Source organism: Amycolatopsis sp. NPDC026612, from assembly GCF_040638285.1.
Taxonomy (GTDB): Bacteria; Actinomycetota; Actinomycetes; order Mycobacteriales; family Pseudonocardiaceae; genus Amycolatopsis.
The window spans coordinates 1-23,458 of the sequence record NZ_JBEZYB010000008.1; the positions used below are offsets into that span (position 1 = coordinate 1).

Sequence of the window (23,458 nt, forward strand, 5' to 3'; positions counted from 1 at the left end):
CCCAAGGCGGCCTTCGGTGCGTTAGACGCACCGAAGGCCACATTGGGGCGCTAGCCGAGGGTCCACTTCTGGTTGTTCGCCCCGGTGCAGGTGGCCAGCTGGATCAGGGTGCCGTTCGCGGTGCCGGAGCCGGTGACGTCGAGGCACAGCCCGGACTGGACCCCGGTGATCGTGCCGTTCGCGTTGACCTGCCACCGCTGGTTGCTCTGGCCGTTGCAGTTCCAGGTGACGACCTTGGTGCCGGGGCTGGTGCCCTGGCCGGAGGCGTCGAGGCACCGGGTGCTGTCGCCGCTGTAGACGTTCAGTTCACCAGCGCTGGTCCGGGTCCAGGACTGGTTGGTGCCGCCGTTGCAGTCCCAGACCTGGACCGCGGCGCCGGGTGTGGTGGAGACGCCGCTGACGTCCAGGCACTTGTTCGCGCCCACCGCCCGCACCGGGCCCGCGGCCGGGCCGGGTCCGCTGCCGCCGGTACCCGCGGCGGCGATGACCTGCTGGGCGCCCGACGGCCAGTTCGTCCCGCTGACCTGGACGTTCCCGGTCAGGACGTTGTTGTGCGGCGGCCCGGTGGCCACCTGGGTCGCGCCGCCGTTGAGCCAGTTGCCGCTGAAGGTGTTGTCGCTGGTGTTGTTGGACCCGTTGGCGTTGGTGAACGCCCAGACCCCGGAGTCCTGGATCACGTTGGCGGACACGGTCACGTACCGGGAGCCCTCGTCGAGGTACAGGCCGACCGTGCGGTTGTTGTCGTAGACGTAGTTGTGGTCGATCGAGCTGCCGGGGTTGGCGGAGAGGTTGTAGATGCTCCCGCCGTCGTGCATCAGCTTCTTCGTGCCGTGCACCCGGTTGTAGCTGACGACGGTGTCCCGCAGGGTCGTCGGCGTGCTGTAGACGGGCTGGTAGTCGTACAGGCCGCGGTTGCGGTAGTCCTGGGCGCCGCCCTGGTCGTTGGCACCCCAGCCCCAGCCGACGTCGATGCCGTCGTAGGTGAGGTTGGAGACGTCGTTGTGCGTGATCACGGTGTGCGTCGCGTAGGTCGACAGGATGCCGGCCATCTCCCGGTAGTCGAGGGCGACCCGGCTGACCGTGTTGTACGAGAGGGTGATGTCCTTGTTCGTCATCGCGGCGTTCGACGGGTGGTGCGCGTCGGGGCGCACGCCGCCGGCGATGATGCCGCCGCCCGAGTTCTCGGTGAAGGTGTTGTGGTCGACGGTGATCGACGACGCCCCGAGGCCGATGCCGGCGGCGTGGGCGTTCGCGTCGTTGCCGATGCCGAGCGCCACCTGGCCGAGCTGGGTGAAGGTGTTGCCGCTGAAGGTGATTCCCGTGGCGGCCGAGACCTGGACGGCGGCGGGCGCCTGGGCCCAGCCGTTGCGGGCCCCCTCGAACTGCTTGCAGCCCGACTGGCAGGAGGTCAGGAAGTCACCCGGCATCGGAGCCGCGGCCGGGAGGAACGTGCCGGTCTGCTGGTTCGCGTACCCGACCGACGTGCTCGGCGTGAGCCACGTCGTGTGCTCGAAGTTCAGGCCCTTGAAGGCGATGCCGCGCACCGGGTTGTCGTAGCTGCCGGCCAGCTGCAGCAGCGACGTCAGCCGCGGGAGCTCGACGTCGTGGCTGCCGGGCACCCAGCCACCGGGTGCCTTGTAGTAGAGCTTCCCGGCCTGCGGGTCCAGGTACCACTGGCCGGTGTTCTTGAGGAAGGAGTAGGAGTTCTCCAAGAACAGCTGGCCACCGCCGAACGGCTTGGCGAGGGTGTCGTAGCCCCAGTTGTTGTTGTTCCACGCGGGCTGCTGCATGGTGATCGTCGAGCCGCTGACGTGGTCGACGGGGGCGTACCGGTCGGTGAACGAGTTCTGGCTCTCCACCTCGATCCGGTTCTGCTGCGGCAGCGTGGCGAGGTAGTTCAGCGCGGAGTTCGTGATGTTCATCCCGGTCGTCGTGAACTGCACGTCGTTGCGGGAGATCGTGATCGCCGCGCGCGGGGCGAGCGCGCCGTCGACGAACAGCTGCCGGGAGTCGGCGCCCTGCGGTACCGACGCCACCCAGATGTTCTGGCCCGCGTCCTGCACCGACCAGCCGGCGACCTGGGACCCGCCGGAGAGGACCGGTGTCTGGCCGGGCGCGGCCTGCCAGGTGACGGTGTGGCCGTTCTGCCCGGAGTCGGCGCTGGTGAACCGCAGCGGGGCGGCCAGCCGGTAGGTGCCGCCGGCGAGCTGCACGACGACGTCGTTGCCCGCCGACTGGGCACGGGCCAGCTGCTGGGCCTTCGCCGGGGTGGCGACCGGCTGGTCGGCGGTGCCGGGATTGGCGTCGTCGCCGTTCGGGGCGACGGCGATCGTCACGGTGGCGGCGTGGGCGGGTGGTGTGGCGAGCGCGGTCACCACGAGGGCGGTGGCGATCGCGGCAGCCACGGATCTGGTGCGTGACGGCATGGCGGGGACCTCTCCGGGGACGGTTACGGTGTGTCGAAGGGGGTGCGGTAGGACGGCGGGCTGGTGCGCAGGTCGAGGGCCAACGTGAGCCGGACGGTGGTGGAGCGGGGGAGCCGCACGGTCAGCCATGGCCCGTCGACGCGGATCGTGGCCGAGGTGACCCGGGGTTCGGTGTGCCCGTAGTCGTAGAGACCGCCGATCCACGACGGGTCGTCGCAGACGGTGTGGTGCGCGGTGCGGATGGTGTCCTCGGCGAACGCCCCGGCCTGCACGATCACCTCGTGGTCGGTCGACGGCGCGAGGTTGACGAGGTCGACGACGGTCGCCTCGGGGTCGATGCCGGAGACGAGCGCGGCCACCGACGGCGGCAGGCCGGGCCGCCGGGCGGCCGCGTCGTAGTAGCGCACGCGAGCCTGCTGCAGGCCGCCGTTGTAGAGCACCTGCGGGCCACCCCAGGTCAGCTGGACCAGCGCCTCGGTGACCACGGGGTTGCTCTGCTGCCACAGGTGGATGTCGGCCTCGGCGACGTCCTCGCCGAGGTGGCGCTCCATCCGGGCCAGCCGGTGGCGGACCTGGGCCTGCGCGGCGGCGAGGATGCGCTCCGGGTAGGCCGGGTCGTCGCCGGCCAGGAAGGCGAGCCAGGGTTCTTCGTGGCCGCCTTCTTCCTTGCTGCGGAACGGCCGGACGGTGCTCCAGTCGTACCCGCTGGCCGCGCGCAGCCGCTCGATCCGCTCCCGGTCGGCCGGGGCGGCCGAGTGGTGCCACAACGCCGTGGGCACGGCCATCAGCATGGGGTTGTGGTCGAACCAGCCGCGGTCGTCGTACCGGAACGGGACGTGCAGCGTCGGCGCGCGGACGTCGTCGCCGAGCTGGACGGTCCAGCGGGACTGCAGGCTCGAGTCCGCTTCGGCGAAGGTCATCACCTTGCCCTGGGCGATGACCTCGTCCAGGGCCGGGCGGACGAGGTCGAGGAAGGATTCGTCGCCGGTGGCCGCGACCGCGGCGAGGGCGGCGACGGTGGCGGCCTGCCCGACGCTGTACCAGCCGTGCGGCCACGACCAGCCGTAGTGCCCGCCGTACCAGCGGCCCTCCAGCAGCCCGCCCACCCGGCCGTCCGGGGCGACGTTGTCCGGGATGATCCCGCCGTTGGCGGCCGCGCGGGCGCACCAGGCGCCGACGTACTCGGCGATCCAGTCCCGGTAGCGCGACTCACCGGTCAGCATCAGCGCGTTGAGGACCAGCCCGGTGGTGGCCAGGTTGACCGCGGTGTCGCCGACACCCACCCGCCGGCGCAGCTGGTCGCCCAGCCGGGGATCGTGCTCGCGCGGGGGTTCTTCGGTACCGGGCGGCAGGACCCAGTCCAGGGGGAAGCCGTACATCCGGGCTTCTTCGGGCAGCCAGGGGTAGGAGTCGCCGTCGAACAGGCCTTCCCGGCCGGCGTCGCTGCCGTTGTGGGGACGGCGGATGATCCGGTGCGCCGGGTCGTAGTTGCCGTGCGCCGGGTCGACGTAGAGGTCGGCGAACCGCCGCGCCCGCTCGGTCCAGCGATCGGGCGCCGCCAGGCACAGGAAGTAGAACAGCAGCAGGCTTTCGCCCTGGTGGAACCAGTCGTACCCGCGCTCGTACTCGTCGTGCAGCATCCCCAGCTCGGTGAGCTGGCGGGTGACGCCTTCCCAGTGCCGCTCGGCCGCGGGGAGCAGGTCGTCGGCCCCGCCGAGCAGGTAGAGCTGCGGCCAGTTGAAGAAGGTCTCGTAGAAGTCGTCCACCCCGTCACGGGTGGAGAGCCTGCCGCGGTAGGCCAGCCGGCCGTCCGGGCCGGTGAAGCCGTGGTCGAACGCGCGCCAGGCGCGGTCGAGCAGGTCGAACAGGCCGCGCTGAGCCAGTGCCCAGCCCGGCGGTTCCAGCAGCGGCACCGAGGCCGTGATCGCGGGGTCCATCCCTGGCGTCCTCCCGTTCGCGTGGGCGGATCAGTGTTTGGTGGCGCCGGCGAGCATGCCGGTGACGAGAAACCGTTGGGAGAACAGGAAGACGACGAGCACGGGGGTGATCGCCAGCAGCGTGGCCAGCGCCAGCACCGGACGTTCGACGGCGAGCCCGCCGACGGTCGGGTTGAACTGGGGCACGTCGTTCAGCAGCGTGCCGAGACCGACCTGGACCGGGAACTGGCCGCTCTCCGGCAGCATCACGTACGGCAGGAAGTAGTTGGTCCAGTTGGCCACGAAGCTGAAGAACCCGACCAGCGCGACCACCGGCGTGGCCAGCGGCAGGGCGACCCGGCGGAACACGCCGAACTCCGAACAGCCGTCGAGCCGCGCCGCGTCGAGCAGGTCTTCCGGGAGAGCGGTGGTGAAGTAGATGTAGGCCAGGTACACGCCGAAGGGGTAGAACGCGTACGGCAGGACGATCGACCACATCGTGCCGATCAGGTGCACGGTGTTGAGCTCCAGGAACAGCGGCACCACGAGGGTGGCGTTCGGCATGAGCATGACGACCAGGGTCGTCACGAGCAGCGCGCGCCGGCCGCGGAACGCGGTCTTGGCCAGCGCGTACCCGGCGGGCACCGCCACGAACAGCGTGATCACGAGCGCGAAGGACGAATAGAGCGCCGAGTTGCCCAGCCACTCGAAGATCGCGCCACCCTGGTAGGCGGTCAGCGCCTTCCAGTTGGCGCCCAGCGCCTGCCAGGAACCGAAGGACAGCGGATGACCGTGCACCAGCTGGTCGTCGGTCTTCGTCGCGGCGAGCAGCAGCCACAGCACCGGCAGCACGAAGAACAGCACGAACAGCGTGAGCACCACGCCGGGCAGCGGGTTCGGCGGCCGGCGTCGCCGTCGCGGATGGCGCGGGGCCGCCGCCGGGGCCGCGGCGCGGGCCGGCGCGGAAGGCCGCTCGAGGTCAATCGGCATCGAAGAACCTCGACCGGGTCACGAACACGGCCGCGACGACCAGGCCGACCACCAGCAGCTCGACCGAGATGGCGGCCGCGGTGCCGACGTCGTTGTTCTGGAAGGCGAAGTCGTAGGACAGCTGGTTGGGTGAGTAGTCCCGGCCGGCCACGCCGACGCTGGCCTGGGACAGCAGCTGCGGCTCCACGAACAGCTGGGTGCCACCGGCGAAGGTGAGGATCACCATGTAGACGATCCACTTGCGCAGCAACGGGATCTGGATCCGCCACGCGGTCTGCCAGGCCCCGGCGCCGTCGATCCGCGCCGCCTCGAGGACGTCGGGGGAGATGGTGTTCAACGCCCCGTACAGCACGACGATCCAGCCGCCCGCGCCGGTCCAGAACGCGATCAGCGTGAACAGCACCGGCAGGTGCTCGAGCGCGACGACCTGGCCGAACGTGTCGAAACCCAGGCCGCGCAGCAGGAACCCGGCCGGGCTGACCGCCGGGTCCAGCATGAACAGCCACACCAGGACGCTCGCCGCGCCGGCGAGGGCACCCGGGATGTAGTAGAGGAAGCGCAGGGCCCGGCCGGTGGGGCGGCCGCCGAGGCGGTGCAGCAGCAGGGCCAGCCCCACCACGAACACCACCAGCGCGGCGAGCCAGAAGACCAGGTACAGCGCGACGTGCCCGATGGCCGCGGCGAACCGGAAGTCCTGGGCTGCCGTCAGGAAGTTCGTCAGCCCGGTGAAGCCACCGCCCGCGTCGGTGACCGCGAAGGAGATCGCGTAGCCGGTCGGGACGACGCCGAAGGCGATCAGCAGCACCAGGTAGGCGGCGACGAAACCGTAGCCCGCCCGGCCGGCGCGCCGTCGCCCGGCCACCGGCGCGGTCATTGCTGTTTGACTTCGTAGCCGGTGGACCGGGCGTAGTTCTCGATGGCGGTCTGCCACGCCGGGAGCAGCGACACGATGGTCTTGCCCGCCGTCAGGCCGGGGGTCACGGTGGCGGCCCAGATCGCCTCCTGGCTGAACTGGCCGTAGCCCCAGCCGGACCAGACCTGGCCGGCCGCGGCCTGCAGCGGCGCGGCGATGTCGCCCGAGTAGTAGCCCGAGGCCGCCTGGTTCGCCAGCCACGTCTTCGCGGCCGCCTGGTGCGCCGGGTAGCCGGGCGCCAGCTTGCCCTGGTAGTCGTCCGAGGTGGTCACCCAGGTCAGGAAGTCCGTGGCAGCCTTGAGGTTGTGGCTGTGCGCGGAAACCAGCCACGTGCCGCCGCCGACGTTGCCCACCGACGGTGCCGGGTCGCCCGGCCACTGGGGCATCGGCGCGACCGCCACCTGGCCGGCGGGGGTCTTGAAAGTCTCCTTGAACAGCGAGCCGCCGTACCAGGACGGGCCGGGCATCATCAGGATCTTGTCCGCGGAGTTCTTGTCGAAGTCGGAGCTGAACACGCTGCTGGTCGACATGCTGCCGGCCTTGACCAGCGTGTCCAGCAGCTGCGCCATCCGGGTGCAGTTCGGCTCGGTCGCGTTCACCGTGACGGCCTTCGGCCCGGTGATCCGGTTGGCGCCGCACTTGCTCGCCCAGAGGTAGATCTCCGGCGTGAAGGTGTCGCCCGCCGCCCCGACCAGGTAGCCAGGGTGCTCGGTGGCCACCTTCTGGCCCAGTGCCTGGTACTCCGGCCACGTCGCTGGTACCTGGTAGCCCCACTGCTTCATCAGCGCCGTGTTGTACCAGAGCACGGTCTGGGAGAGGTCGTTGCGCAGGCAGTACACCGTGCCCTCCACCGTGCACGGATCGTTGGCGCCCGGCGCCCAGCCATCCAAAATGGACTTGTCGAGCAGTCCCTTGTTCAGCGGCGCGGTGAAGTTGGCCTGCCTGGCCCAGGACACTTCGTTGTTCTGGGAGCTGAACACCACGTCCGGCCAGCCGTTGCCGGTCCGGTTGAACAGGCTCACCTTGGTCTGGAGGTAGTTCGAACCGTTGGCGTCCCCGTCGTAGCTGACGATGTCCAGCTTCTCCTCGGGGTGCTGCTTCTGGTACAGCTGGGCGGCGGCCATGCGGGTCGAATCCACCCACACCGTCAGGGTTCCGCCGGTCTGGGGTGCCGGTGTGAAGCTGTTCTGGGCCGGCGCCGTACCGCCGCCGCTGCCGCACCCCGCGATCGCCATGGCCAGTGCCCCGGCGAGGACGGCCGCGTGTCTCCTGCCCCTCATCAGCTACTCCACTTCGTCGTGGCACCCGTCGGTAAGCCGGCCGGGTGGACCGGTGCAGGATGTGTCTGACTCATTCGCGAGGCCGGTCCGACTGGCTATCGAAAGTTTCGACATCAGCCGGCGGTTTTCCGTTGGTGGCTCGGTGATCTATGAGAGCAGCGCGCCCCCCCGGCGTCAAGCAATAGGCATGCTCATTGCTCCGTCTCGCCCCTCTTGCGGGCGCCCGAGGTGTAATTTTCAATTCGTCCTGACAAAGATTGACCGGATGCCGGGTGGGCGAGGTAAGGTGCTGCCGGAGTTACTGAGTCATACTCATCGAGTGACCCGTGACGAGGAAGTAGTACCACCGGTCCCGTACCGCCCCGGCTATGAGGTGGTGGCGGAGCAGATCCTGCGGCTGATCGCCGAACTGGAGCTGCGGCCCGGCGACCGGATGCCGACCGAGAACGAACTGGCGGCACGGATGGGAACCAGCCGGACCGTCGTACGGGAGGCCGTCAAGATCCTCTCGGCGATCGGCCGGGTGCGAGCGCACAAAGGACGTGGGCTGTATGTCTCCGACGACGAGGGCATGCTCGGCGCTTCCCGGTGGGGAGGGTTCTTCCTCCCTGCCGATCTCGACCACGTCTACATGCTCTTCGAATTCCGCCGGATCCAGGAGACCGCCGCCAGCAGGCTGGCGGCGGCCAACGCGACCCCGGCGGAACTGCGCGCGATCGAGGCCGCCGCCGAAACCTGCCGGCACGGCCACCTGACCGGTCAGACCATGCTGTTCGACCGGGGCGACGACGACTTCCACGCCGGGATCGCCGCCGCTTCCCACAACCAGTTCCTCGTCGCGGCCGTGCATGAGGCCCGCCGCCTGCAACGCCAGTCGAACATCATCGGGATGTCCGGCGGGATCGGCGGGCACGCGGCGGGCGCGGTCGACGAGCACCGCGCGATCTACCAGGCGATCTGCGACGGCGACCCGGACGCGGCGGCCCAGGCCGCCGCCGTCCACCTCGACAACACCCTGGAGGACTACCGCCGGGAGATCCAGCGGCGGCTCTTCGGGCGCTGAACATCCCGATCCCGGGAAACCGGTGATCGTTCCATTGTGGACCATTCTGCTCCGGGGTTCCCCCGACCCCGGAGGACAACGACGTCCGAAGACAGAGGGAGCCCTGTGATGGCAAGGCATAGATCCCGGTTCGCCTCCGCCGTGCTCGGAGCCGTGCTCGCGTTGGTCGCGAGCGGCACCGCGCAGGCGGCAGCGCCCGCCCCCGCCGCGGCCGGCCCGGCCGTCGCGGCCGCCGGCACCGCGGGTTGCGGGAAGGCCCCCGGGCTGACGAGCGGCAACCACACGATCTCCAGCGGCGGCCAGAACCGCAGCTACATCCTGCGGGTGCCGGCCAACTACGACAACAACCACTCCTACCGCCTGTTCGTCGGTCTCCACTGGCGCGGCGGCACCGCGAACGACGTCGACTCGGGCGGGACCGACGGCTACAACTGGTCCTACTACGGGCTGCGGCGGCTGGCCGACAACGCCGGCAACGGCACGATCTTCGTGGCGCCCCAGGGCAACGGCAACGGCTGGGCCAACCCCGGCGGTCAGGACGTCACCTTCATCGACGACATGCTGAAGCAGCTCGAAAGCGCCCTGTGCGTCGACACGTCCCAGGTCTTCGCCGGCGGCTTCAGCTACGGCGCCGCGATGAGCTACGCGCTCGCCTGCGCCCGGCCGACGGTCTTCCGAGCGGTCGCCGTCTATTCCGGCGCGAACCTCAGCGGCTGCAGCGGCGGCACGCAGCCCGTCGCCTACATCGGTCTGCACGGCCTCCGCGACAACGTGCTGCCCATCGCCTCGGGACGCTCGCTGCGCGACCAGTTCGTCCGGAACAACGGCTGCACCCCGCAGAACCCGCCGGAGCCGGCCAACGGCAGCTTGACCCACATCGTGACGGCGTACTCCGGCTGCAAACCCGGCTATCCGGTGGTCTGGGCCGCGTTCGACGGCGCGGGGCACGACCCGGGCCCGCGGGACGGCTGCACCTGCGACGGCTGGCAGACCTGGACCTCGGGCGAGGTGTGGAAGTTCATCACGCAGTTCGACTCCTCCACCCAGCCGACCTCGCCGGTCCAGACCGGCGTCAACTACAAGCTGGTGGCCCAGCACAGCAGCAAGCTCATGGGGATCACCGGCGCGTCGACGGCGGCCGGGGCGCTCATCGAGCAGGAGTCGGCCAACGGCGGCCTCAGCCAGCAGTTCGACTTCGTCGATTCCGGTGACGGCTACTACCGGGTCCGGGCCCGCAACAGCGGACTCGTGCTGCAGGCGGCGAACGCGAACACCGGCGCCGACATCAGCCAGCAGGCCGACACCAACGCCACCGCCCAGCAGTGGCGGGTCGTCGACCAGGGCAGCGGTGCGGTGAGCCTGGTGAACCGGCTGAGCGGCCTGGCGCTGGACGTCTGGGGAGTCTCGACCGCCGACGGCGCACGGATTTCCCAGTGGACGTTCACCGGGAATCCGAACCAGCGATTCCAGCTCCAGCGCGCCTGAGCCATGTCGATCGCCGAGCCGTCCAGCGGCTTCCGTCCCACCCTGGCCGACGTCGCGCGGGCGGCCGGGGTGTCGATCGCCACCGCTTCCCGCGTGCTGAACGGATTCCCCCGGGTGAGCCCGGAACGGCGCAAACAGGTGGAGTCCGCGATGCTGGCGCTGGGCTACGCCCGGCAGCGGGCGGCCAGGGCGGCGAGCACCCGGCACACCGGGTCCGTCGCGCTGGTGGTGTGCGAGGAAGTGCCCCGGTTGTTCACCGATCCCTACGTCCCGCGGATCGCCGCCGGGGTCGGCCGGGAACTGGCCTCGGTGGGCGTGCAGCTCGTGCTGCTCACCGTGCCGGCCACGGAGGACTACCAGGCTCCCGTGGTGCGGTTCCTCGACGGCGGGCACGTCGACGGCGCGTTGATCGTCGGCATGCACGGCCGCCGGCCGCTCGACCTCGACTGGCTGGGCATTCCGGTGGTGTGCGGCGGCCGGCCGGTCCAGGAGGGGCGAGCGGGCCGGCTGCCGTACGTCGACGCGGACAACGAAGGAGGTGCACGGCTGGCCACCCAGCGGTTGCTCGACGGCGGACGCCACACCGTGGCGACCGTCGCCGGGCCGCAGGACATGACCGCCGGGGTGGACCGGCTGCTCGGGTACCGGCAGGCGATGACGCGGGCCGGCCGGTACGACGAGAGCCTCGTGGTGTGCGGGGACTTCGGGCAGGCGTCCGGCGAGTACGCGACGTCCCGGCTGCTCAGCAGGCGGCCGGACATCGACGGGATCTTCGCCGCCTCGGACATGATGGCGGTCGGGGCCCTGCGCGCACTTCGCCGCGCAGGGCGGAAAGTACCCGGTGACGTCGCCCTCGTCGGGTTCGACGACCTGCCGATCAGCTGCTGGACGGACCCGCCGCTCACCACCGTGCGCCAGCCGGTCGAGGAAATGGGCGCCCGGATGACCGCGGAACTGCTGGCGATGATCGACGGCGCGCCCGCGCGCCGGTGCACCGTGCTCGACACCGAGCTGGTGCCGCGGAAGTCGGCATGATGCTGCTGTCCAGCCAGGACGGACGACCCGAGGAGGAAGCGTGTCCGTGCGCGTGATCGTGATGGTGGCCGCGATGGTGGTGACGGCGCTGGCCGGTGCGGTGCCGGCTTCGGCGGCGCCGACGCAGCTGGCGAGCGCGGCGTCGGGACGGTGCCTGACCGTCAAGGGCGGCACCGATGCACCGGGAACGGCGCTGGAGATCCGGGACTGCTCGAACCAGCCCGGGCAGGCGTACGAATTCACCGCGGCGGGTGAGCTGCGGACGATGGGCGGCACGCGGTGCGTGGACGCCTCCGGCAACGGGACGTCGCCCGGCACGGCGGCGATCATCTGGTCGTGCCACGGCGGGGCGAACCAGCAGTGGCGGCAGAACGCCGACGGGACGATCAGCGGCAGCCAGTCGGGGCTGTGCCTGGACGTGACCGGCGCGGGCACGGCCAACGGCACCGCGGTCGTCCTGTGGACCTGCCACGGTCAGAGCAACCAGCAGTGGAGCGTGGCGACGACCCCGCCGCCCCCGACCGGCACGGCGCCCTGCGACATCTACGCTTCCGGCGGCACGCCGTGCGTCGCCGCGCACAGCACGGTCCGGGCTCTTTACGGCACCTACGCCGGCAGCCTCTACCAGGTCCGGCGCTCGTCCGACAACACGACAAGGAACGTCGGTGTCCTGGCGGCGGGCGGCAACGCCGACGCGGCCGCGCAGGACGCGTTCTGCGCCGGCACGTCCTGCGTCGTCACGGTGGTCTACGACCAGTCCGGCCGCGGGAACGACCTGTGGTACCAGGGATCGGCCACGGTCCCCGGCTCCAACCAGAGCAGCCCGGCGAAGGCGACCTCGGAGTCGCTCACGGTCGGGGGCACGAAGGCGTACTCCCTCTTCATCAACCCCGGCAACAGCTACTGGCGCGACGGCCACCTGACCGGCGTGCCGACCGGCAGCGCTCCCGAAGGCATGTACATGGTGACCAGCGGGACGCACGTCAACAGCGGCTGCTGCTTCGACTACGGCAACAGCGAGACGACCCGGAAGGCCGACGCGGCCGGCGCGATGGACGCGATCAACTTCGGCACGGAGTGCTGGTTCGGCGGGTGCCAGGGCTCGGGTCCGTGGGTGCAGGCCGACCTCGAGTGGGGGCTGTACCCGGGTGGCAGCCAGCAGTGGAACCCGAACCAGCGGGCGTTGCCGAGCAAGTTCGTCACGGCGATGCTGAAGAACAACGGGACGTCCCGGTTCGCGCTCAAGGGCAGCAACGCCCAGTCGGGCGGCCTCACGACGATGTGGGACGGCGGCCTCCCCGGCGGCTACAGCCCGATGAAGAAGCAGGGGGCGATCATCCTGGGCAGCGGCGGCGACTGCTGCAAACCCGGCGGCGGGGCGAACCTGAGCGCGGGGACGTTCTACGAAGGGGCGATGGTTGCGGGCTACCCCTCGGACGCGACCGAAAGCGCGGTCCAGGCGAACGTCGTCGCAGCCGGCTATCGCTGAGTCTCCCGCACGATCACCGCTCCGCGGCCGGTACGCCGTTCGGCGAACCGGCCGCGGAGCCGGCTCGTCGCCCGGCCGGGTGCGTTCAGGCGCCGGGCCGGTTGGCGGTGGGGATCGTGATGGGCGTGCTCGCCGGGGACGTGCCCCGGTTCAGGAACAGCATGGCGAGCGCGCGCACGAACTGGTCGAAGAGGTAGAACCCGGCCGGGGCGATGGGCAGCAGCCCTTCCCGGAAGGCGATGTACGCGGGCCACCCGGTGCGGACCAGTGCCGCGGCCGCGTAGTCGCGCTTTAAACCGAGCCAGTCGCCCACTTCGTCGCTGAGCACGTACCGCACGAACTCGTTCAGGAATCCGCGCGTGACGCCCAGGTCGACCTGGGCGGTCAGGCCGAGCAGGTCCGCGGCCAGTTCCTTGCCCTCGGCGGTCGGAGCGAGCAGCGGCGTGAGCACTTGGGCCGACTGCGCGTCCGCCGCGGCCCACGTCTGCGGGATGAACTCGTCCCGCACGCCGAGCAGGTGGATGGCGACCTGCCACTGGTGCAGGAAGGCGTCCTCGTCCGCGGCCGACATCGGGACGTGCCAGTCGCGCAGCTTCCGGTGCACGAACGTCCCGAGGCTGTGGAAGGTCACCAGGATGTCGCCGTTGCTGATCGGCACCTGCTCGTCGGCGGCCGCCCGCCAGTGCGGTGACTGCGGCAGCAGGTGGCGCACCGCGGCGTGCACGAGCCGCGTCTTGTTCGCCGTGACCACGAACTGGCCCGTCGGTTCGAAGGCGCCGGCTTCGCTCAGGTCGTAGCCGAAGGTGAACGTCTTGGCCGCGCGGTCCTGCATGGCGGCGCCGCCCGCGGACCAGTAGACCGACCTGGCCTCCCGCGGGATCACCGTGCTCATGATGCCGCTGCCGAGGCCGTACAGCAGGAACAGGTAGGTGTCCTTGCGCCGGTTGAAGTCGGCGGCGCGGCGCAGCTTGCCGGCGTCGGCCCAGGCGGGCAACCGGTTGACCCGCTGGAGGTAGCCGGCGAGGTCGGCGGGCAGGCCGCCCGGCAGGGCGTCGCCGTTGTTCACCCACGAGCGCAGCGCGGTGTTGACCGCGGGGACCCCGCCGGTGTCGAGGACGCCCGCCATCAGGCGGTCCACTTCGTCGTCCCAGACCCACCAGGGGTCGGCCGCGGCCGTCGACGCCCAGGCCGGGACGACGCTCGCCGCGCCCACCAGACCCAGCGCGACGCCGAGCGAAAGGGCGTTTCTCCTGCTGAGATTGCTCATTTACTTACCTAGCTTCCTTGGTAGGCAGTAGCCGGTCAGGCTGGTCGTGAGCGGTACTTGAGAGGAGATTTCTCATTAACATAGAAGCTGATTCGTGGGTCGGCAAGAGCCGGGCTGCCTGTGGTTGACTGACACGCATGGCCTCGCGCACGACTCTCCGGCGGCCGCGGTGACCGCCCAGCCGGCCGCGGCCGTCCGGCCCCGCAACCGCAGGCAGCTCATCGTCGAGGCGGGCGCCGCGGTGTTCAGCGAGCGCGGCTACCACGCGGCGTCCATGGAGGAGATCGCGGCGCGCGTGGGCATCACCGCGGCCGCCCTGTACCGGCACTTCCCGAACAAGTACGCACTGTTCGCCGAGTGCGCGAACGTCATGGCGGACCGGCTCGTCGCCGCGCTCGCCGAAGTACCCCCGGACGCGTCCCTGGCGGAGACCTTCGCCGCCGTCACCGGTGTCACCGTCGCGCACCGGGAGACCGGTGGCGTGTACCGCTGGGAGGCCCGCTACCTCGAGCGCGAAGACCGCCGGCTGCTCGCGGCGAAGTTCGCGCATGTCGTCGAGCGCGTGGCGGCGGCGGTGCGGCGCGAGCACCCTTGGCCCGGCGAGCACCTGCGGGCCGTGGCGGCGCTGGGGGCCATCGGGTCGGTCACGACCCACCACAACTCGATCGGCCGGCGCCGGGTCGGGGACCTGCTGCAGGCCGCGGCCCGGCGGGTGGCCGCCACCGGCCCCGTCGCGGCGCACGCGCGGTTCGTCGAGGTCCCGGCCCCGCCGGTGCCCCGGACCCGGCGTTCGGAAATCCTCGCGGCGGCCGTCCCGCTGTTCGAACGGGACGGGTTCGCCACCGTCACGAACGGCCGGATCGCCGAGGCCGTGGGGCTGGTGCCGTCCGCGCTCTACCGGTACTTCCCCGGCAAGGCCGACATCCTGGCGGCCGCGTGCCTGCAGGCGGCGGGCCTGCTGGCCCAGGCGGTCGACCACAACCTGCACGGGGTGACCGGCCCGCACGACGCCCTGAGCGCCCTGACGGCGACGTACGTGGCGTACAGCTTCGAGCACAGCGCCCTCAACAGCGTGGCCAACGCCGAAATCGCCGGTTTGCCGGACGTCCTGCGCCGCCCGCTGGTCGAGGCGCAGCGCGAGCACATCGCCGTCTGGGAGCAGCACCTGCGCCAAGCCCGTCCCGAACTCGACGCGCGCCAGGCGCGCGTGCTGGTGCACGCCGGGTTCGGTGTGGTGGTCGAGGCCGGCCGCCGGCTGCGGTGGCAGGACAGCCCCGCGCACCGCGCCGCGGTGGCCGCGCTGCTGGTGAGCGCCTTGGGGCTGTGACGCCGGAGGGGGCACCGGCGCGAGGGGTCAGCGGGCCGGCTTGGTTTCGCAGCGCACCTGCGGCGCGGCTTCGGTCCCGGAGGCCGCGCAGTCGACGATCCGGCCCGGCGCGGGGACAGGGTAGGCGAACACGATCGGCGCGTCGGCGTCGCGGCCGGCCGAGAACTTGACGACCGTGGGCCGCCAGGTGCCGGCGCCGTGCAGGGTCTTCGAGTAGTACGTGGTCCCGGGTCCGATGGCGGTGTTCATGCCCTCGCCGTCGTCGTTCAGTTCGTGCACGTGGAGCACGTAGTCCCCGGCGGTGTACTTGCCCTCGTTCTCGTGCCCGGCTTCGGCCGGGGTCGCGACGACGACCTCGGGGGCGACGGGATCCGCCGCGGTGGCGACGACAGTGGCGCCGATCGCCACCACGGCGGCCCCGGCCGCGACCGCGGACACCACGGCTCGCTTGGCGGTGAACTTCATGATCCCTCCCCGGGCCGCTTCCAGCTGCCGACCAAGCTAGGGGCAGGGACGGCGCCGTCACCTCGGCCGAAGGGGCGGTTCGCCTGCCGGGCCCTCGTCCTTTCGGCCGATGTCCGCCGGGCGAGGCTGCGCGGTCCGAGCCGTCACGACCGGGTCCGGCGCCACACGGCCAGCGCCGTCGCGGCAAGCGCGCTCCCGCCGGCGGCGACGAGGCCGTGGTGGCGGCTCGCCCACAGCTGGAAGCTGCGCGGTGTCGCCTTGCCGTCGAACTGGCCGTGGGCCCCGAAGTCCCGGGCGCGGTCGGCCGGGGTCCACAGGTTCTCCGGCTGGTGGTCCGGCTTGTCCGCGCTCGTCTGCTGGGACCGGTAGCCGGTCCGGGCGAGGTAGCGGTCGAGGATGCCGGGGGCGACGGCGTTCGCGACGAGGGTGCCGGCGGTGCTGCCCCCGACCCAGTACTCCCGCCGGCGCGGGTGGCCGGCGGCGTGCAGCACCGCGCGGGCGGCGACCTCCGGCTGGTAGATCGGCGGCACCGGCTGCGCCTGGTGCGGCAGCTTGGACCGGACCCACGAGAACTGCGGCGTGTTGACCGCCGGCATCTGCACCATCGTGGTGCGGACGTGGCTGCCGTCGTGCAGGAGCTCGCAGCGCAGGGCCTCGTTGAAGCCCTGGATGGCGTGCTTCGCGCCGCAATAAGCACTTTGCAGCGGGATCCCGCGGTAGGCGAGGGCCGAGCCGACCTGCACGATCGTGCCGTGGTCGCGCGGCTTCATCCGCCGCAGCGCGGCCAGGGTGCCGTGTACGTAGCCGAGGTAGCTGACTTCGGTGACGCGGCGGAACTCGTCCGGCTCGATCTCGTCGAACGGCGCGAACACCGACGTGAACGCGACGTTCACCCACACGTCGATCGGGCCGAGCTCCTTCTCGGTCCGCTCGGCCGCGGCGTCGACCTGGTCGAAGTCGGCGACGTCGGTGGGGATCGCGAGCGCCGTCCCCCCGCCTCGGGTGACGTCTTCGGCGGCGGCGGCCAGCCCTCCCTCACCGCGGGCCAGCAGGGCGACGCGGGCGTGCCGGGCGCCGAAGGCCCGGGCGACGGCGCGGCCGATGCCGCCACTGGCCCCGGTCACGACGACGACCTGGTTGTCCTGTCCGGTCATGCTTTTCTCCGTTCTCCGATGCGGGCCGCGCGGGCCCAGACGGCCGCGGTCACCGCGTTCGCCAGCGCGGCGGCCCGCCACCGGCGGGACACCGCGGCCAGGCCGAGCATGCTGACGCTGTGCGCCACGTCGATGGTCCAGCCGTGCCGGGCCACCACCCCGTCCGGCCGCCGCAGGACGGCCGCGCCCTGCGCGAGGTGCCGGAAACCCAGTGCCAGCACCACTTTCCGCGGCACCGGGAGGTACCGCGAAGCCGCCAGTACCCCGCCGCCCCACACGATCCGCGCGGCGGCGACCCGGCGCGTCATCGGGCCCGCCGCGCCACGGCGGTGCCCAGGGCGGCGGCTCCCACGGCCGCGGCGCCGAGTGCGGCGGCCACCGCCGTCCGTTTCCCCCGCCGCGGGGTCTCCGGCGGCGAGCCGAGCCCCCGGGCCAGCAGCTCCGCCAGGTGGACCCCTTCGCGGCCGCCGCTGTCCAGCTCGTGCAGCTGGGTGCGGCAGCTGAAGCCGTCGGCCAGCACGGCGGTGTCCGGCGCGGCGTCCCGGACGCGGGGGAGCAGGACCCGCTCGGCGCACGCCTCCGAGACCTCCAGGTGGCCCTTCTCGAACCCGAAGTTGCCGGCCAGGCCGCAGCACCCGGAGTCGAGGTGCTCGGCGTCGACGCCGGCGGCTTCGAGGAGCTTCCGGTCGGCGTCCCAGCCCATGACGGCGTGCTGGTGGCAGTGGACCTGCGCGATCGCCTTCGCGTCGAGCCGGGGCGGGCGGTAGCCGGGGGAGTGTTCGGTGAGCAGTTCGGCGAGGGTGACGGTCTGCGCGCGCAGCCGCCGGACGTCCTGGTCGCCGGGGAAGAGGTCGGCCGCGTCGGAGCGGAACACCGCGGTGCAGCTGGGTTCCAGGCCGACGACGAGCCCGCCGTCGTGCAGGTGCGCGGCCAGTTCCCGGACCGTGCGCGCCAGGATGTGCTTCGCGACGCCCAGCTGGCCGGTCGAAATCCACGTCAGCCCGCAGCACAGGGCCGCCGACGGCATCGTCACCCGCCACCCCGCGTCCTCCATGACCCGGACGGCGGCCTGCCCGACGTGCGGGTGGAAGGAGTTGGTGAACGTGTCCGGCCACAGCAGCACCGTTCCGCGGGCGCCGGTGCCGGCCGGGCCGCGCCGGGTGAACCACTGCTGCAGCGTTTCCCCGGCGAACAACGGGACTTCCCGGTCCTCGACGCCCGCGGCGAGCGTCGCCAGCCGGGACAGCCCCGGCGCGTGCGTCAGGGCGTTGACCACGCGACCGGCCCGCAGCCGGCCCACGACCTGGGCGAACGCCGGCAGCCAGCCCATCGTGAAGTCCGACCGCGGGCGCCGCCACGGGCGCCCTTCGTAGTGGTGGGCGAGGAACTCCGCCTTGTACGTCGCCATGTCCACATTGGCCGGACAGTCGGTCTTGCACCCCTTGCACGCCAAGCACAGGTCGAGGGCTTCGCGCACGTCGGTCGAGCGCCAGCCGTCGCCGACGGGGCTGTCGCCGTGGCCGTCGAGCATCTCGAACAGCAGCCGCGCCCGCCCGCGCGTGGAGTGTTCCTCCTCACCGGTCACCTGGTACGACGGGCACATGACCTGCCCGCCGCTCGTGGTGTGCTGCCGGCACCGGCCGACGCCGACGCAGCGGTTGGCGGCCTGGGCGAACGAGCCGCCGTCGTCGGGGAACCGGAAGTACAGGTCCTGCGGGTCGGCAGGCGCCCAGCCGGCGCCGAGGCGCAGGTTCTCGTCGAGCCGGTAGGGCGCGACGACCTTGCCGGGGTTCATCCGGTTCCCCGGGTCGAAGACGGCTTTCAGCCTGCCGAACGCGGTCACCAGGTCGGCGCCGAACATCCTGGGCAGCAGTTCGCCGCGGGACTGGCCGTCGCCGTGCTCGCCGGAGAACGATCCACCCAGCTCGGCGACGAGGTCGGCGGCGCGTTCCATGAACCGGCGGTAGGTGGCGACACCGTCGGCGCTGTAGAGGTCGAACGGGATCCGGGTGTGCACGCAGCCCTGGCCGAAGTGGCCGTACAGGCTCGGGCCCGTGTCGCCGGCGTAGCCGAACTCTTCGTACAGCGCGGTCAGCTTCCGCAGGTACTCGCCGAGCCGGTCCGGCGCGACGGCGGAGTCCTCCCAGCCCTCGAAGGTGTCGGGCCGCCCCGGCAGGTGCGCGGTGGCGCCGAGCCCGGCTTCGCGGACCTGCCACAGCTCGTGCTCGCGGGCCGGGTCGTCGAGGAACTCGACGTCGGCCTCGTGCTCGGTGCCGTGCAGGGCGTCGAGCATCTTGTGCGCCTGCTGCTCGGCTTCCTCGTGGGTGCCGGCGGCGAACTGCACCATGAGGAACGCGCGCCCGTGCGGCAGCTCGCCGAGGGCCTTGGGGTTCATGTCCTTGATCTGCTGATCGCGGATCAGCTTGTGGTCGACGCCTTCCAGGGCCACCGGCTCGTGCGGGAGGACCGCGGGCACGGCGTCGGCGGCGGTGGCGATGTCCGGGTAGCCGAGCACCACCAGCGTCCGCTCGGGCAGCACGGGGACGAGTTCCAGCTCGGCCCGCAGCACGGTGACCAGGGTGGACTCGCTGCCGACGAGCAGCCCGGCGATGTCGAAGTGGTGTTCCGGCAGCAGCGAGTCGAGGTTGTAGCCCGACACGCGCCGCGGGATGTCCGGGTACCGGCGGCGGACTTCGTCGCCGTATTCGTCGCGCAACCGCCGCAGCTGCCGGTAGATCGCGGCCCGCTTGTCGCCGTGGCGTTCGATCTCGGCGTACTCCTCGTCGGTGGTTTCGCCGCACCAGAAGCGCGTTCCGTCGTAGGTGAGGACCTCGAGGCGGGCGATGTTGTCGACGACCTTGCCGGTGCGCTGGGCCGTGGCGCCGCAGGAGTTGTTGCCGATCATCCCGCCGAGCGTGCAGTTCATGTGCGTCGCCGGTTCCGGCCCGAACCGCAGGCCGGTGTCCGCCAGCTGCCGGTTGAGGTCGTCGAGCACGATCCCCGGCTGCACCACGCAGGTGCGCGCCTCGGCGTCGACGGACTCGAGCCGGTGGCAGTACTTCGAGAAGTCGAGCACGACGGCGGTGTTGGTGCACTGGCCGGCGAGGCTGGTGCCGCCGCCGCGGGACAGGACCGGGGCGCCGAACTCGCGCGCGACCGCGATCGCCGCCACCGCGTCGTCCGGCGTGCGGGGCAGCACGACGCCGAGGGGTACCTGCCGGAAGTTGGACGCGTCGGTCGAGTACGCCGCGCGCGTGCCGCGGTCGAAGCGCACTTCGCCGTCGACTTGCTCGCGCAGCGCCGCGGCGAGCGCGCTGGTGTCGATTTCTTCGTGATCCGTGTGGCGCACCACCGGATCGGGGAGCTGGATCTGTCCCATCGCGGATCCTCCTTCAGCGGGCGTACTCGGCCGCCGCCTCGGCGCGGAAAGCCAGGCCGTGCCCCGGCGCGGCCATCGACGGCGTCACGCGGCCGCCGGCCGGGTCGAGGCAGCCGTCGAACAACCGCTGCTCGATCCGCTCGTGGTCGGCGAACCATTCGATGTGCCGGAAGTTCGGGGTGGCCACCGCGGCGTGCGCGGACAGGTTCGGCGCGCAGTGCGCCGAGACGTCCCGGTTGGCCGCGGCCGCCAGTGCGGCGGCCCGGCGCCACTCCGTGTAGCCACCGCAGCGGGTGACGTCGATCTGCAGGCAGTCGACGACCGGCAGCAGCCGCGCGAAGCACGGCAGGTCGTAGCCGTACTCCCCGGCGGCGACGTCGGGGCCACCCGGGAAGCGGACGGCCGCGAGCCCGGCGAGGTCGTCGCTGGAGACGGGTTCCTCGAACCAGGTCACGTCCCACTCCAGGAGCCGCTCGGCGATGCGGCGGGCCTGCCCGGCCGAGTAGGCGCCGTTGGCGTCCACGTACAACGCGGCCCTGTCGCCGATCACCTTGCGCGCGTCCGCCACCCGGTCGAGGTCGCGGCCGGTCTCGCCGCCCCACGACTCGCCGATCTTGATCTTCACCCGCGGGATGCCCAGTTCGTGCACCCAGCGGCTCAGCTGCGCGGCGAGTTCGTCGCCGGACAGCGTGGTGAACCCGCCGCTGCCGTAGACGTCCGCGCTCTCGTGCACCCGCCCGAGCAGGCGGCTCACCGGTACGTCGAGCCACCGGGCGGCGGCGTCCCACAGGGCGATGTCGACGGCGGACAGCGCGCACGACACGAGCCCGGCCCGCCCCAGGTTCCGGATCTCCCGCTGCATCGCCGTCCACGCCGCCGGCACGTCGCTCAGCGGGCGGCCGGTGACCACCGGGGCCAGTTTTCCTTCGATCAGCGGGACGCACGCCGCGTCGGCGTAGGTCCAGCCGAGCCCGGTGACCCCGCCGCCTTCGACGTGCACCACGACGATCGTGGTCGCGTCCCAGGTCAGCGTGCCGTCGGCCTCGGGGCCGGGGGTCGGCACCCGGTAGGCCCGGGCGCCGACCCGCTCGACCCGTGGCGGCTGCCGGGTCATCAGTGCTTCCCGCCCGGCAGGAACTCCTGCAGCTTCGTCTTGACGCCCTGGGCGACGAGGTGCAGCGCGTCGGGGTCGCCCTTCAGCACGGCCTGGGCGGCGGACTTGACCTGCTCGAAGGTGGCGTGCGGCGGGATCGGCGGCACGTCCGGGTCGCAGCGGACGTCCAGCACCGCCGGCTTGCCCGCCGTCAGCGCGGTGTCCCAGGCCGAGGCCAGCTGGTCCGGCTTGTCGACCGTGACGGCGGCCAGCCCGAGGGACAGGGCGAAACTCGCGTAATCGATGTCCGGCAGCGTCTGGGACTCCTCGAACTTCGGCGCGCCGCCCATCGCCCGCAGCTCCCACGTGACCTGGTTGAGGTCGTTGTTGTGGAAGACGCAGATCACGCAGGTCGGGTCGCTCCACAGGTGTTGGTAGCGAGCGATGGTGATCAGCTCGGCGAGGCCGTTCATCTGCATGGCGCCGTCGCCGACGAGGGCGATCACCGGCCGGTCGGGGTGGGCGAACTTGGCCCCGATGGCGTACGGCACGCCCGGGCCCATCGTCGCCAGCGTGCCCGACAGCGAGCCGCGCATCTCCCCGCGCATCCGGAGATTGCGCGCGTACCAGTTGGTGGAGGAGCCGGAATCCGCGGTGACGATGGCGTTCTCCGGAATCCGCTTCGACAGCTCCGACACGATGGCCATCGGGTTCACCGGGTCGGCGTCGACGGCGGCTTCCTTCTCGACGGTCTCCCACCAGGAAGCCACGTTCTTCTCGATCGTCTCGCGCCACGAGCGGTCCGGCTTGCTCGCCAGCTTCGGCAGCAGCGCGCGCAGGGTGGCCGCGCTGTCGCCGACGAGGTTGACCTCGGTCGGGTAGCGCATCCCGATGAACCGGCCGTCGAGGTCGATCTGCACCGCGCGGGCCTGGCCGAAGTCCGGCAGGAACTGGCTGTACGGGAAGTTCGAGCCGACGATCAGCAGCGTGTCGCAGTCGCGCATCAGCTCGTAGCTCGGCCGGGTGCCGAGCAACCCGATCGAGCCGGTCACCCACGGCAGGTCGTCGGGCAGGACGTCCTTGCCCAGCAACGCCTTCGCCACGCCGGCACCGGTGACCTCGGCGACCTGGCGGACCTCCTCCGCCGCGCCGCGCGCGCCCTGCCCGACGAGGATGGCGACCTTCTCGCCGGCGTTGAGCACCTCGGCCGCCGCCTCGATGTCCTGCTCCGCGGGGACCGGCCGCGACCACGCCGTGCCCGGCGGGCTGGACGGCACCTGCTTGAACGCGTGCTGCGGCGGGGTGTACTCCTCCTCCTGCAGGTCCGCGGGGATGATCAGGGCCGTCGGGCAGCGGGACGACTCGGCCGTCCGGATCGCCCGGTCGAGCGCGTTCGGCAGCTGCTCGGCGACGTTGACCTCGACGAGGTATTCGCTCGCGACGTCCTTGTAGAGCGCCTGCAGGTCCACCTCCTGCTGGTAGCTGCCGCCCATCGCGCTGCGCGCTGTCTGCCCGACGATCGCGACCACCGGGACGTGGTCGAGCTTCGCGTCGTAGAGCCCGTTGAGCAGGTGGATGGCGCCGGGGCCCGAGGTGGCCATGCAGACGCCGACCTTGCCGCTGAACTTGGCGTAGCCGACGGCCGAGAACGCGGCCATTTCCTCGTGCCGCGCCTGCACGAACCGGGGCTGGTCGTCCGCTTTGCCGAAGGAGGCGACGATCCCGTTGATGCCGTCGCCCGGATAGGCGAAGACCTGGTCCACGCCCCACTCGCGGAGGCGCTGGAGCAGGTAGTCACCGACTGTCTGGCTCATGAATACTCCCTTTGCCGTACGGTGCCGCTTCGGTGAGCGCCTGGTGGACCCGGCGAGCCACCACGGCGGCCGGTGGCCGCGCCGGTTCGGGCCACCGGACCAGGACCGACGGCTCTTCCGCGCCGTCCGGTTCCACAGCCAGGCACCACCCGCTGTCGGCGGCCCACTGCAGCATCAGCAACCGGCCCGCGTGCCGGTCGGCCAGGGCGATGTAGGCGGCCGACGGGCTGCCGGGTTCGCTCCACGACGCGGCCGGCTCGACGCGCAGCAGCTCGGCGACGGTCTCGACGTAGTCGCGCAGGGCCGCCGCCTCGGCGTGCCCGGGATCCGGTTTCACCGGCGCGGACGCCTCCTTCCGTGGT

The 23,458-nt window shown here is 71.8% G+C and carries 18 protein-coding genes; 5 read left to right on the plus strand and 13 right to left on the minus strand.

Annotated features, from left to right (window positions below; translation table 11 throughout):
* Positions 1–50: 50 nt before the first annotated feature.
* From AB0F15_RS11055 to AB0F15_RS11075, 5 genes are read right to left on the minus strand one after another with little or no spacing between them, the layout of a single operon-like run.
* Complete coding sequence (locus AB0F15_RS11055) at positions 51–2,426, minus strand: ricin-type beta-trefoil lectin domain protein (RefSeq protein ID WP_360268626.1); 2,376 nt, start codon at positions 2,424–2,426, stop codon at positions 51–53.
* 23 nt (positions 2,427–2,449) lie between these two features.
* Positions 2,450–4,363, minus strand: coding sequence for a hypothetical protein (locus AB0F15_RS11060; RefSeq protein WP_360268628.1), 1,914 nt, complete (start codon positions 4,361–4,363; stop codon positions 2,450–2,452).
* 30 nt (positions 4,364–4,393) lie between these two features.
* Positions 4,394–5,332 (minus strand): carbohydrate ABC transporter permease, encoded by a 939-nt coding sequence (locus AB0F15_RS11065; protein WP_360268631.1) that lies wholly within the window; start codon positions 5,330–5,332, stop codon positions 4,394–4,396.
* Positions 5,322–6,206 (minus strand): sugar ABC transporter permease, encoded by an 885-nt coding sequence (locus tag AB0F15_RS11070; protein ID WP_360268634.1) that lies wholly within the window; start codon positions 6,204–6,206, stop codon positions 5,322–5,324. Before AB0F15_RS11070 ends, AB0F15_RS11065 begins: the two co-directional genes overlap by 11 nt.
* Positions 6,203–7,525, minus strand: a complete 1,323-nt coding sequence (locus AB0F15_RS11075; protein WP_360268637.1) for an extracellular solute-binding protein — start codon at positions 7,523–7,525, stop codon at positions 6,203–6,205. Before AB0F15_RS11075 ends, AB0F15_RS11070 begins: the two co-directional genes overlap by 4 nt.
* A gap of 319 nt (positions 7,526–7,844) precedes the next feature.
* Between AB0F15_RS11075 and AB0F15_RS11080 the strand changes: the two genes are divergently transcribed.
* From AB0F15_RS11080 to AB0F15_RS11095, 4 genes are all read left to right on the plus strand, one after another.
* Entirely contained in the window at positions 7,845–8,588 is a 744-nt protein-coding gene (locus tag AB0F15_RS11080; RefSeq protein WP_360268639.1) for an FCD domain-containing protein, read from the plus strand.
* A gap of 108 nt (positions 8,589–8,696) precedes the next feature.
* Entirely contained in the window at positions 8,697–10,073 is a 1,377-nt protein-coding gene (locus tag AB0F15_RS11085; RefSeq protein ID WP_360268642.1) for an RICIN domain-containing protein, read from the plus strand.
* A 3-nt stretch (positions 10,074–10,076) separates the two neighbouring features.
* Entirely contained in the window at positions 10,077–11,108 is a 1,032-nt protein-coding gene (locus AB0F15_RS11090) for a LacI family DNA-binding transcriptional regulator (protein WP_360268645.1), read from the plus strand.
* 40 nt (positions 11,109–11,148) lie between these two features.
* Positions 11,149–12,597, plus strand: a complete 1,449-nt coding sequence (locus AB0F15_RS11095) for an arabinofuranosidase catalytic domain-containing protein (RefSeq protein WP_360268648.1) — start codon at positions 11,149–11,151, stop codon at positions 12,595–12,597.
* 85 nt (positions 12,598–12,682) lie between these two features.
* On the opposite strand, the gene AB0F15_RS11100 is transcribed toward AB0F15_RS11095, so the two are convergent.
* Positions 12,683–13,864 carry an oxygenase MpaB family protein gene (locus AB0F15_RS11100; RefSeq protein ID WP_360268651.1) on the minus strand — a complete coding sequence of 394 codons (1,182 nt, stop codon included), beginning with the start codon at positions 13,862–13,864 and terminating at the stop codon, positions 12,683–12,685.
* A 169-nt stretch (positions 13,865–14,033) separates the two neighbouring features.
* Here AB0F15_RS11100 and AB0F15_RS11105 point away from each other — a divergent pair, with 169 nt between their 5' ends.
* Positions 14,034–15,191 carry a helix-turn-helix domain-containing protein gene (locus AB0F15_RS11105; RefSeq protein ID WP_360269115.1) on the plus strand — a complete coding sequence of 386 codons (1,158 nt, stop codon included), beginning with the start codon at positions 14,034–14,036 and terminating at the stop codon, positions 15,189–15,191.
* A gap of 27 nt (positions 15,192–15,218) precedes the next feature.
* Here AB0F15_RS11105 and AB0F15_RS11110 read toward each other — a convergent pair whose 3' ends face one another.
* The 7 genes from AB0F15_RS11110 to AB0F15_RS11140 form a co-directional block, all read right to left on the minus strand.
* Entirely contained in the window at positions 15,219–15,656 is a 438-nt protein-coding gene (locus AB0F15_RS11110) for a hypothetical protein (RefSeq protein ID WP_360268654.1), read from the minus strand.
* 143 nt (positions 15,657–15,799) lie between these two features.
* A complete protein-coding gene (locus AB0F15_RS11115; protein ID WP_360268657.1) occupies positions 15,800–16,810 on the minus strand; it encodes an SDR family oxidoreductase in 1,011 nt (336 codons plus the stop codon).
* Complete coding sequence (locus AB0F15_RS11120) at positions 16,807–17,118, minus strand: hypothetical protein (protein WP_360268659.1); 312 nt, start codon at positions 17,116–17,118, stop codon at positions 16,807–16,809. Before AB0F15_RS11120 ends, AB0F15_RS11115 begins: the two co-directional genes overlap by 4 nt.
* Positions 17,115–20,189 carry an FAD-binding and (Fe-S)-binding domain-containing protein gene (locus tag AB0F15_RS11125; protein WP_360268662.1) on the minus strand — a complete coding sequence of 1,025 codons (3,075 nt, stop codon included), beginning with the start codon at positions 20,187–20,189 and terminating at the stop codon, positions 17,115–17,117. The genes AB0F15_RS11120 and AB0F15_RS11125 overlap by 4 nt, the downstream gene beginning before the upstream one ends.
* 13 nt (positions 20,190–20,202) lie before the next feature.
* Positions 20,203–21,303, minus strand: coding sequence for an enolase C-terminal domain-like protein (locus AB0F15_RS11130; protein ID WP_360268665.1), 1,101 nt, complete (start codon positions 21,301–21,303; stop codon positions 20,203–20,205).
* A complete protein-coding gene (locus AB0F15_RS11135; protein WP_360268667.1) occupies positions 21,303–23,096 on the minus strand; it encodes a thiamine pyrophosphate-requiring protein in 1,794 nt (597 codons plus the stop codon). Before AB0F15_RS11135 ends, AB0F15_RS11130 begins: the two co-directional genes overlap by 1 nt.
* Positions 23,077–23,433, minus strand: coding sequence for a DUF6292 family protein (locus AB0F15_RS11140; RefSeq protein WP_360268669.1), 357 nt, complete (start codon positions 23,431–23,433; stop codon positions 23,077–23,079). Before AB0F15_RS11140 ends, AB0F15_RS11135 begins: the two co-directional genes overlap by 20 nt.
* Positions 23,434–23,458 lie beyond the last annotated feature (25 nt).